The organism is Pseudomonas sp. KCJK8993 (assembly GCF_046230915.1).
Classification (GTDB): domain Bacteria; phylum Pseudomonadota; class Gammaproteobacteria; order Pseudomonadales; family Pseudomonadaceae; genus Aquipseudomonas; species Aquipseudomonas piscis.
In genome coordinates, this window is the sequence record NZ_JBJJLO010000021.1 from 60,073 (window position 1) to 69,914 (window position 9,842).

Sequence of the window (9,842 nt, forward strand, 5' to 3'; positions counted from 1 at the left end):
TGGAGCGGCTGCGGGACCTTGAGTCCCACCACCAGGGGGCCTGCCCAGGCGCCTCTCGCATCACCTTTCATAACCATAAGAAACCGAACAGGTACCTTGCGATGCAAAACCAGATTGCCAGCTTTCGCGCTGCGCTCGACGCCCGCCCGGTGTCCGGCTACCAGTGGTCGTTGTTGTTGCTCCTCGCCTTGCTGCTGGTCACCGATGGCTACGACGCCCAGGTCCTGGGCTACGTGGTGCCGGCCCTGGCCCAGGACTGGGGCCTGGAGAAAGCCGCCTTCGGCCCGGTGTTCAGTGCCAACCTGCTGGGCCTGACCCTGGGCTCCCTGGCGGTGACGCCCCTGGCGGATCGTTTTGGCGTACGCCGGATCCTCCTGGGTTGCGTGCTGATCTACGCCAGCCTGACGGTGCTGATGGTGTTCAGCCAATCCCTGGACAGCCTGATGGCCGCGCGTTTTATCTGTGGCATCGGCATGGGTGGGGCGATGCCCAGCGCCATGGCGCTGATGTCCGAATATTCGCCGCCGCGCCTGCGCACCCTGATGGTGACCCTGGCCGCCTGCGGTTTCTCCTTCGGTGGCGCGGCCGGCGGTTTCGTCGCGGCCGGCTTCATCGATCGCTTCGGCTGGGAGGCGGTGTTCCTGGCGGGCGGCGTGACCCCGTTGCTGCTGTTCCCGTTCCTGCTCTGGCGCTTGCCCGAATCCCTGCCACGCCTGCTGCGCGATGCGCCACCCTACGCGCGCCTGCGCAAGCTCTGCGCGCGCATGCTGCCGGACTGGCAGCCGCCAGTGGCGAGCGGCGACCAGGGCCCGCAACAGGCCGCTGGCAAGTTCACCGTGGTGGAATTGTTTCGCCAGGGGTATGCGCGGCCGACGCTGCTGATCTGGTCGACCTTTTTCGTCAGCCTGATCCTGCTGTATTTCATGATCAGCTGGCTGCCGACCCTGCTGCTGGAAAGCGGCCTGGCCCTGAAACAGGCCAACCTGGTGACGTCGATGTTCCTGTTCGCCGGAACCCTGGGGGCGATCTGCATGGCCTGGGTCGCCGATCGCCTCAAGCGCAAGGTGCGGCTGTTGTCCGCGGTGCTCGCCCTGGCGGCGCTGTGCACCGTGCTGCTGGGGCTGAACCACGACAACCCGCGCTACCTGGTGGTGTTCGTGTTTGCCGCAGGCTTCTGCATCATCGGTGGCCAGCTGACCCTGAACGCCTTCGCCAGCAACTTCTACCCGGCCCAGGTGCGCGCCACCGGCACGGGCTGGGCACTGGGAGTCGGGCGCTTCGGTTCGATCCTCGGGCCGCTGCTGGGTAGCCTGTTGCTGGCGATGCATATCCCGGTGCAGCAGATTTTCTTTTTCTGCGCGGTGCCGGCCCTGCTGGCGGCGTTGCTGATCATCCAGGTCCGTGGACCTGGCGAAGGGACCGGCGACGGCACGGCAGCGGCCGAGCCGTTGCAGGCGCCGCTCAAGTCTTGAGGTGGGGTCGGGTCAGCGTGCCAGGTGCTTGATCATCGGTATGCAGGCCAGGGTCAGGCCCCGGGGCGACTGGTACTGGGCGATGCGCTCGCCGATGAAACCGCAGCGGCGGTAGAAATCGGCGGCATTCAGGGTCGAGTCCAGGATCAGGTGCGGCAGGCCGGCCTGCAGGGCCTGCTGTTCGAGGTAGTTCATCATCTGCCGGCCGATGCCCCGGCCCATGTAGGCCGGGTCGACGAACACCGCGTCGACCTGGCCGGACTCGAGGTCGAGCATGCCGCTGGCCGCCACCTGGCCGTCGATCACCGCCACGTGTCCGGTCTTCTCCAGCAGCTCGATGAAGTATTCCCCCAGGCTGCCGGCGGTCCAGACCTGCAGGTCGGCGGCCGGATAATGGCCGGTGCATTGGTGGTTGATGGCCTGGTTGCGTATGTCGAAGACCCGTTGCGCGTCGTCGCCGTGGGCTTTTCTGATCAGCATGCTCGGTCCGTTCCTTGGCGTGGGCCGGCCATCATGCCTGGGCGCCAACGGCGCTGTCATGCCTTGCCGTGCTCAGTGCACCACTTTGTTCGCCGGCGGCAGGTGGCACAGGCGTTCGGTCAGGCGCAGGCGCTGGATCGGGTCCTCGCTGAGCAGCAGGGCGCGTTCCAGGTCGAAGCGTTCGGCGTTGGGGCATTCCAGGCGCTGGTAGAGGCTGGCCCGGGCCAGGTAGTCGGCGGCGTTGCCATCGCCCAGCTCCAGCACCCGTTCGGCGTCGACCAGGGCGCCGAGGAAGTCGTCATGGGTCAGGTGCAACTGGCGCAGGTTGCGCGACAGGCGCTGGAACATCTGCCATGGTTCGGCGCTGGCCAGGTGTTCGGCCTGGAGCTTGAGGTGATCGCCGTATTGGCGTTGCAGCAATTCGCGGCAGTCGTTGGGGTACAGGCGGCGCCCGCCGCACGGGTCCAGCAGGTGGTCGGCGCCGGGCACCCGCAGCAGGAAGTGGCCGGGAAAGTTCACCCCCACCAGGGGAATATGCAGCCGCTGCGCCAGCTCAAGGGCGATCAGGGCCAAGGCCAGGGGCTGTCCGCGACGCCGCTCGAGGACCTTGTCCATCAACGCCGCCTGGGGCCGCAGCGGCAGGTACTCGTCCTGCTGGAATTCCAGGTCGTTCATCCGCCGCAGCAGGGGCTGGCCCAGTTCGCTGGCGGGCAGCGACGGCAGGCTGCCGCCGATCTGCTGCTGGATATGCTTGAACTCCTCCAGCAACTGGCCGGGCACCAGTCGTGGTTCGTGTTCGGCGGCGATCCATAGCGCGGCCTCCAGCAAGGCCGGTGGCGAGCGGTGCAGGCAGGCGAAAAAGGCTTGGCGCGGGTTCATGGCAACCTCCGGCGAATGCCTCGTTTTAGCGCCGTCCCGGCGCTTCGTCCAGTGTTGGAGCAATCGCCCGTGGTTATTTCCCCAAGGATGCAAAGCCGGGCGGCTTATTCCTGCGCAGCGCAGCAATTTCCGGGCGCAAGCCTATACTGGCGACTACAAGAAGTGATTCGGGAGCCCGTCGATGTTCGCTCTCATGCACAGCACCCGCCTTGAATCGCTGCATCTGAGTATCGACCCCGCGACCGGGTTGAAAGCAGTGATCGCCATCCACGACAACCGCCTGGGGCCTGCCCTGGGCGGTTGTCGTTATCTGCCCTATCCCGACGACGCCAGTGCCGTGGCCGATGCCGCGCGCCTGGCCCAGGGCATGAGCTACAAGGCGGCGCTGGCCGGCCTGCCCCAGGGCGGCGGTACCGCCGTGATCATCCGCCCGGCCCATGTGGAAAACCGCGCCGCGTTGTTCGAGGCCTTCGGCCGTTGCGTCGAGCAACTGGACGGACGCTACATCACCGCCATCGACAGCGGCACCTCGGTGGCCGACATGGACTGCATCGCCCAGCAGACTCGTTACGTCACCAGTACCAGTGCCGCCGGCGACCCGGCGCCTCATGCGGCCATGGGGGTGTTCGCCGGTATTCGCAGCACCGCCATGGCACGCCTGGGCAGCGATAACCTGGAGGGCCTGCGGGTGGCGATCCAGGGCCTGGGCAATGTCGGTTATGCCCTGGCCGAGCAGTTGCATGCCGCCGGCGCCGAATTGCTGGTCAGTGATATCGACCCGGGCAAGGTGCAACTGGCCATGGAGCAGTTGGGCGCGCATCCGGTGGCCAACGACGCCTTGCTCAGCACCCCTTGCGATATCCTCGCGCCTTGTGGCCTGGGGGCCGTGCTCAATAGCCGCAGCGTGGCGCAGCTGCGTTGTTCGGCAGTGGCCGGTTCTGCCAACAACCAGCTGACCAACCTGCAGGTCGCCGATCAGTTGGAGCGGCGCGGCATCCTCTATGCCCCGGACTACGTGATCAATTCCGGGGGGCTGATCTACGTATCGCTCAAGCACCATAACGAGGAACTGCCGGTGATCACCGCCCACTTGGCGCAGATCAGCCTGCGCCTGACCGAGATCTTCGCCCACGCCCAGGCGGAGAAGCGCTCGCCGGCACGCATCGCCGACGAATTGGCGGAGCGGGTGCTCTATCGCTAGGCAGCGTTAACCTGCTGCCTGTTTCTAGCATCGGCATTTGCAGCGGTTGGCGGACGGGGGCCAACCATTGCTGCGACCGACCACCCGGGGAATGTATTGGACGATGGTTGAAGGGCTCGACGACGGATTGGATCGACAGTTGCGTGGCCAGTACGCCAAGGCGTTCCGGCACGAACGCCATCGGGTGGCAACTCCATTCCCAGGCATGAAAAAGCCCTGTGTCGTGGACGCAGGGCTGTTTGATCGGGGCAAGCTATTTCGCGGCCTTGGCCGCTTTCGCCGGCTTGGCTGGCGCCTCCACCTCGACGGGTTGCTCCTGCTCGACCGACGCCACGGCTGGCGCCGCCTCGCTGAGCAGTTCGTTCAGCGCATCCGGCTGGCTCTTGAAGGCCTTGGCGAACACATCGCGATTCTTGGCCATGTAGATGCCGGCTTCTTCCACTTGTTGCTCGGTCAGCGACGGCACCGCTTTTTGCAGCACCTGCGCTAGCACTTCAGCCAGTTCGAGCATCTTGTCATGACGGTCAGCTTCGGCTTTATCCATGAACAAGCGCTCCAGATCTCGGCTGCTGCGGTATACCACTTCGACGGCCATTCACCACCTCACATGCCTTCACGATAATGGGACGGTACAAATACTGTATCGATATACAGGTTCGAGAGAATAGGCGAAACCTTTTCCCTTGGATAGTGGCTTTTCAATGTAGACGGATTTTTTTCCCCGGCCATTGATCCCGGCAGTCGTTGCTGCCGGGTACGTGCCTCGTCGGCGATGGTCACCATCTCAATGACCGGCCCCTGGCCTTTTTTCTGCATGCAGGACAACCGTCACGTCCCTTGCGCATCATCCGGTCGAAACGACCTAAGGAATAACCATCGTGAAAATCAATTGGGCCGAAAACCTGCGGCAGAACGTCCATCAGTTGGCCGAGTCCCTGGGCAACCTGTTCGTCGAGTCGTTCCACTACCTGGCGCTGTTCGCCATCGGCGCGGTGACCGCCTGGGCGGCGGTGATGGAATTCCTGCAGATGCTCGAGGAAGGCCATATCAAGATCGACGACATCCTGCTGCTGTTCATCTACCTGGAATTGGGCGCGATGGTCGGTATCTACTTCAAGACCAACCACATGCCGGTGCGTTTCCTGATCTACGTGGCGATCACCGCGTTGACCCGGCTGCTGATTTCCAACGTCTCCCACCACAATCCGCCGGACCTGGGGATCATCTACCTGTGCGGCGGCATCCTGCTGCTGGCCTTTGCCGTGCTAGTGGTGCGCTACGCGTCCTCGCAGTTTCCCTCGGTGAAGATCGAGCACCCGCAACGCATGGTCGGCGAGGGCTCCAGCGAGCACCCGGAAGTGGAGAAAGGCGAGATCTAGCGAGGCAGCGCCCGCGCCTGGGCTGCCTGGTTTGCCGGCGGCGGCAGGGGCAGGCGGTCGCCGTTGGTCATGGCCTGGAGGATCGCCATGGCGCTGTGGCCTTGCTCGATGGCGATGCCGAACTGGATGCTCTGCACCAGCCGTTCGATGCGTCGCGGGTCGTTGCGCTGGGCCGCGCTGATCAGGCGCTTGGCCACCACCTGGCCGGCCTGGGACAGGGTCAGCATCATGCTGCCGTCCAGGTCCTGGATACTCAGGTTGACCTGGTACTGGGGAGCGAAAGTGTCGGTAATCAGTTGCAATGGATTGTCCATGTCGCGTCACCGCCTGCTGGGATCGTGCAGACATTGACCGGCCGGGTGCGGGATTAGTTCGCAATCGCGGACCACTGGCCGATCGCTTGTCGAGGCTTGCCGACTGCCGCGTGCCTCCCGGGCGATCAAGCAAGGGGCATGCCGCGGCCGGCGCCGGCCAGTGAAACCGGGAGCCAAAAAAAGCGGACCGCAGGGTCCGCTTTTTCGTTGCCGCCCCGTTTCAGGGCAGGAAGGAGAAGATGATCGCCGACAGTGCGATCAGGCCAATCGACACCACGAACAGGTTCGACAACTGCCCGGAATACTGGCGCAGCGACGGTACGCGCTGGATCGCGTACATCGGCATCAGGAACAGCAGGCAAGCGATCACCGGGCCGCCCAGGGTCTCGATCATGCCCAGGATGCTCGGGTTGAAGGTCGCCACTGCCCAGCAGCTGAGCACCATGAACAGTGCGGTGAGCTTTTCCAGGCGGCTGGAGGACAGGGCGCGGCCGCGACCGCGCAGGCTTTTCACGATCAGCCCCTGGAAACCTTCGCTGGCGCCGATGTAGTGGCCCAGGAACGACTTGGTAATGGCTACCAGCGCGATCAGGGGCGCGGCGTAGGCGATGACCGGGGTCTGGAAGTGGTTGGCCAGGTACGACAGGATCGAGATGTTCTGCGCCTTGGCCGCGGCCAGGTCCGCCGGCGACAGGGCCAGCACGCAACTGAAGCAGAAGAACATCACCGTCAGCACCATCATGCCGTGGGCCATGGCCAGGATGCCGCTGCTCTTGCGCTCGGCCTGCTGGCCATAGTGGCGCTTCTGGTCCACGGCGAAGGCCGAGATGATCGGCGAGTGGTTGAACGAGAACACCATCACCGGGATCGCCAGCCACAGGGTCTTGAGGAACAGCGGCATGGGCATGCCGTCGCCGGCGGAGGCGAAGAACGCGCCGTTCCAGTTGGGGATCAGGCTCAGGGCCAGCAACAGCAGGGCGGCGACGAAAGGGTAGACCAGCAGGCTCATGGCCCGCATGATCACGCCCTGGCCGCAGCGCACGATGGCCATCAGGCCCAGGATCAGCAACAGCGACAGCACCGCCCGCGGCGGTGGGGCCATGTGCAACTGGTGTTCCATGAAGCTGCCCAGGGTGTTGGTCAGGGCCACGCTGTACACCAGCAGGATCGGGAAGATGGCGAAGAAATAGAGCAGGGTGATCAGCTTGCCGGCGCCGACCCCGAAGTGTTCTTCCACCACCTCGGTGATGTCCCCGGAGCGTCCGGACAGGACGAAGCGGGTCAGCCCACGGTGGGCGAAGAAGGTCATGGGGAAGGCCAGCAGCGCCAGCACGATCATCGGCCAGAAGCCGCCGACCCCGGCGTTGATCGGCAGGAACAGGGTGCCGGCGCCGATGGCGGTGCCATACAGGCCGAGCATCCAGGTGGTGTCGTGCTTGCTCCAGCCCCGGGAGGCTGGCGCGCTGTCACGGGGTGTCGCTACGGCAGGATTCTGGGTAGCAGGTGTGGGTACATCGGTCATCGGTATCGCCTCGTTATTATTCTTGCTCGGGCTCACGTGTTACGGACGGTCAGGGAAGGCTCCTCAGCATTCCACCCAGCTCACCGCCAGGCCGCCCCGTGAAGTCTCTTTGTATTTGTCGTGCATGTCGGCGCCGGTATCGCGCATGGTGCGGATCACCCGGTCCAGGGAAATGAAATGCTGGCCGTCGCCGCGCAGGGCCATCTGGGTGGCGTTGATCGCCTTCACCGCGGCGATCGCGTTGCGCTCGATGCAGGGCACTTGCACCAGGCCGCCCACCGGATCGCAGGTCAGGCCGAGGTTGTGCTCCAGGCCGATCTCGGCGGCGTTTTCCAGCTGCTCGGGAGTGGCTCCCAGGACCTCCGCCAGGCCGGCCGCGGCCATGGCGCAGGCCGACCCCACTTCGCCCTGGCAGCCGACTTCGGCCCCGGAGATCGAGGCGTTCTTCTTGCACAGGATGCCCACCGCGGCGGCGCCGAGGAAAAAGCTCACGACATCGTCGTCGCAGGCTTGCGGGTTGAATTTCATGTAGTAGTGCAGCACTGCCGGGATGATCCCTGCCGCGCCGTTGGTGGGCGCGGTGACCATGCGTCCGCCGGCGGCGTTCTCTTCGTTCACCGCCAGGGCATAGAGGTTGACCCACTCCATGGCCGACAGGGTCGAGGTGATGACGTTGGGCTTGCCGATCTCCAGCAGGTTGCGATGCAGCTTGGCGGCGCGGCGCGGCACGTCGAGACCGCCGGGCAGGATGCCTTCGTGGCTCAGGCCCTGTTCCACGCATTCACGCATCACCGACCAGATGTGCAGCAGGCCGCTGCGGATCTCGGCGTCGCTGCGCCAGGCCCGCTCGTTGGCCATCATCAACTCGCCGACCCGCAGGTCGTGGGTCTTGCACAGGGCCAGCAACTCGGCGGCGCTGTTGAAGTCGTAGGGCAGTTGCACGCTGGCGCTGGCGTCGATCCCGGCCTCGACCTGTGCGGCCTCGACGATGAAACCACCGCCCACCGAGTAGTAGGTCTGCTCCAGCAGGGTGCCGTGTTCGCCCAGGGCGACCAGGGTCATGGCGTTGGGGTGGTAGGGCAGGCTTTCGTCCAGCAGGAGCAGGTCCTGCCGCCAGTCGAAGGCGATGCTCGAGCGGCCGCCCAGCAGCAACTGGCCGCTTTCGCGCAGTTGCTGGATGCGTGGGCCGATGCTGCGCGGATCGATGCTGTCCGGCCACTCGCCCATCAGGCCCATGACGCTGGCGCGGTCGGTGGCGTGGCCGACACCGGTGGCGGAGAGGGAGCCGTAGAGGCGGATCTGCACTCGCCGCACCTGCTCTTGCAGGCCCTGCTCGAACAGCGCCTGGGCAAAGGTCGCGGCGGCACGCATGGGGCCGACGGTATGGGAACTGGACGGACCGATGCCGACTTTGAACAGATCGAAAACACTGATAGCCATGCTAAAGCCTTACAAGCAATGGAAGGTAGATCGCTGCCATTTTTTGTAGGCCAAGCGCAATGTCGGCGATACTGCCAATCTCGGTCAGCAGTGACCAACGAAATTTCCTAAGAGATCCTTTAGCAGGGCTAAACGATGAGCCGTCAATTTCATGCCCAGACCTATGTCTGGCTGCATGTGTTTTCCTGTGCCGCGCGGCACCTGTCCTTCACCCGCTGTGCCGAGGAGTTGCACATCACACCCGGAGCGGTGAGCCAGCAGATCCGCCAGCTCGAAGAGCGCCTGGGGTTTCGCCTGTTCCACCGCCGGGCCCGGGGTGTCGAACTCAGCGCCGAGGGCCAGCGCCTGGCCCTGACAGTGACCGAAGCCTACGGCAACATCGATGCCGAATTGCGCCGCCTGGATGCGGGCATGATCGGCGGTACCTTGCGCCTGCGCTCGATCCCGTCGTTCCTCGGCAAGTGGTTGACCCCGCGTTTGCCGCGCCTGCAGCAGCGCTACCCGGAGATCCAGTTGCGGCTGGTGGCGGAGGACAGCAGCGTGGCGCTGCACGAGGGTGATTTCGACCTGGCCATCGACCTGAACGACGGCAGCTATCCGGGCCTGCAATCCACGGCCCTGCTGGACGAGCAGATCTTCCCGGTGTGTGCGCCGAGCCTGCTGCGCGGGCGGCCACCGTTGCACGGTCCGGCGGACCTGGCACACTTCCCGCTGCTGCACGACATCACCGCCTGGCGCGGCAGCTACGAATATGCCGAATGGGAGTTCTACCTCGATGCCATCGGGTTCGAAGGCGCCGATGTGCGTCGTGGCCATACCTTCAACCGCAACCACCTGACCATCGAGGCGGCGATCGCCGGCATGGGCGTGGCGATCGCCCGGCGTACCTTGCTCAACGACGAGCTGGAGCGCGGCACCCTGATCGTGCCGTTCGGCCTCGCGGTACCCAATCACAAGCGTTACGTGCTGCTTTATGCGCCAGGCGCACTGAGCCATCCCGGGGTGCGGGCGGTGCATGACTGGCTGGTGGAGGAAGCGGAGATATTTCGCGGTCTGCACCCCCTGGGAGAGGGGCAGGAATGAGCTGTTTCGAGACGTGTCGCAAGCGCGGCGGACTCCCCACACTAACAGCGCCCTGGCGGTTTGTCCGGCTTT

10 protein-coding genes and 1 pseudogene are annotated in these 9,842 nt (G+C 65.0%); 4 read left to right on the top strand and 7 right to left on the bottom strand.

All coding sequences use genetic code 11. The annotated features are described in order from the left end of the window. Positions 1-101 precede the first annotated feature (101 nt). Positions 102-1,472, top strand: a complete 1,371-nt coding sequence (locus ACK6AU_RS09885; protein ID WP_185699178.1) for an aromatic acid/H+ symport family MFS transporter — start codon at positions 102-104, stop codon at positions 1,470-1,472. A gap of 12 nt (positions 1,473-1,484) precedes the next feature. On the opposite strand, the gene ACK6AU_RS09890 is transcribed toward ACK6AU_RS09885, so the two are convergent. Both ACK6AU_RS09890 and ACK6AU_RS09895 read right to left on the bottom strand, forming a co-directional pair. Then, on the bottom strand, positions 1,485-1,952 hold the full coding sequence (locus tag ACK6AU_RS09890) for a GNAT family N-acetyltransferase (protein WP_185699179.1): 468 nt from the start codon (positions 1,950-1,952) through the stop codon (positions 1,485-1,487). Positions 1,953-2,024: 72 nt separating this feature from the next. Beyond that, entirely contained in the window at positions 2,025-2,831 is an 807-nt protein-coding gene (locus ACK6AU_RS09895; RefSeq protein ID WP_185699180.1) for a SirB1 family protein, read from the bottom strand. A gap of 181 nt (positions 2,832-3,012) precedes the next feature. Between ACK6AU_RS09895 and ACK6AU_RS09900 the strand changes: the two genes are divergently transcribed. Next, positions 3,013-4,032 (top strand): Glu/Leu/Phe/Val dehydrogenase, encoded by a 1,020-nt coding sequence (locus tag ACK6AU_RS09900; protein ID WP_185699181.1) that lies wholly within the window; start codon positions 3,013-3,015, stop codon positions 4,030-4,032. A gap of 340 nt (positions 4,033-4,372) precedes the next feature. Here the strand turns inward: ACK6AU_RS09900 and ACK6AU_RS09905 are convergent. Next, positions 4,373-4,627: pseudogene (locus tag ACK6AU_RS09905) on the bottom strand (YebG family protein); the annotation flags it as partial. Between the two features lie 8 nt (positions 4,628-4,635). Further along, positions 4,636-4,848, bottom strand: a complete 213-nt coding sequence (locus ACK6AU_RS09910; protein WP_409299070.1) for a hypothetical protein — start codon at positions 4,846-4,848, stop codon at positions 4,636-4,638. A 62-nt stretch (positions 4,849-4,910) separates the two neighbouring features. Here ACK6AU_RS09910 and ACK6AU_RS09915 point away from each other — a divergent pair, with 62 nt between their 5' ends. Next, complete coding sequence (locus tag ACK6AU_RS09915; protein ID WP_185699184.1) at positions 4,911-5,411, top strand: phosphate-starvation-inducible protein PsiE; 501 nt, start codon at positions 4,911-4,913, stop codon at positions 5,409-5,411. Here ACK6AU_RS09915 and ACK6AU_RS09920 read toward each other — a convergent pair. From ACK6AU_RS09920 to ACK6AU_RS09930, 3 genes are all read right to left on the bottom strand, one after another. Continuing rightward, positions 5,408-5,725: a DUF3509 domain-containing protein gene (locus tag ACK6AU_RS09920; protein ID WP_185699185.1), complete on the bottom strand. Its 318-nt coding sequence runs from the start codon at positions 5,723-5,725 to the stop codon at positions 5,408-5,410. The two genes, ACK6AU_RS09915 and ACK6AU_RS09920, sit on opposite strands and share 4 nt — an antisense overlap. A gap of 220 nt (positions 5,726-5,945) precedes the next feature. Further along, positions 5,946-7,247, bottom strand: a complete 1,302-nt coding sequence (locus ACK6AU_RS09925; protein WP_409299072.1) for a serine/threonine transporter — start codon at positions 7,245-7,247, stop codon at positions 5,946-5,948. A gap of 63 nt (positions 7,248-7,310) precedes the next feature. Further along, entirely contained in the window at positions 7,311-8,687 is a 1,377-nt protein-coding gene (locus ACK6AU_RS09930) for an L-serine ammonia-lyase (protein WP_409299074.1), read from the bottom strand. Between the two features lie 135 nt (positions 8,688-8,822). On the opposite strand from ACK6AU_RS09930, the gene ACK6AU_RS09935 reads away from it, so the two are divergent. Then, a complete protein-coding gene (locus ACK6AU_RS09935; RefSeq protein ID WP_185699188.1) occupies positions 8,823-9,770 on the top strand; it encodes a LysR substrate-binding domain-containing protein in 948 nt (315 codons plus the stop codon). Positions 9,771-9,842: the final 72 nt, after the last annotated feature.

Coding starts and splice junctions, on each gene's coding strand:
- ACK6AU_RS09885 (WP_185699178.1), top strand. CDS start 102: ATGCAAAACCAGATTGCCAGCTTTCGCGCTGCGCTCGACGCCCGCCCG.
- ACK6AU_RS09935 (WP_185699188.1), top strand. CDS start 8,823: ATGAGCCGTCAATTTCATGCCCAGACCTATGTCTGGCTGCATGTGTTT.
- ACK6AU_RS09925 (WP_409299072.1), bottom strand. CDS start 7,247: ATGACCGATGTACCCACACCTGCTACCCAGAATCCTGCCGTAGCGACA.
- ACK6AU_RS09900 (WP_185699181.1), top strand. CDS start 3,013: ATGTTCGCTCTCATGCACAGCACCCGCCTTGAATCGCTGCATCTGAGT.
- ACK6AU_RS09910 (WP_409299070.1), bottom strand. CDS start 4,848: ATGCAGAAAAAAGGCCAGGGGCCGGTCATTGAGATGGTGACCATCGCC.
- ACK6AU_RS09890 (WP_185699179.1), bottom strand. CDS start 1,952: ATGCTGATCAGAAAAGCCCACGGCGACGACGCGCAACGGGTCTTCGAC.
- ACK6AU_RS09895 (WP_185699180.1), bottom strand. CDS start 2,831: ATGAACCCGCGCCAAGCCTTTTTCGCCTGCCTGCACCGCTCGCCACCG.
- ACK6AU_RS09930 (WP_409299074.1), bottom strand. CDS start 8,687: ATGGCTATCAGTGTTTTCGATCTGTTCAAAGTCGGCATCGGTCCGTCC.
- ACK6AU_RS09920 (WP_185699185.1), bottom strand. CDS start 5,725: ATGGACAATCCATTGCAACTGATTACCGACACTTTCGCTCCCCAGTAC.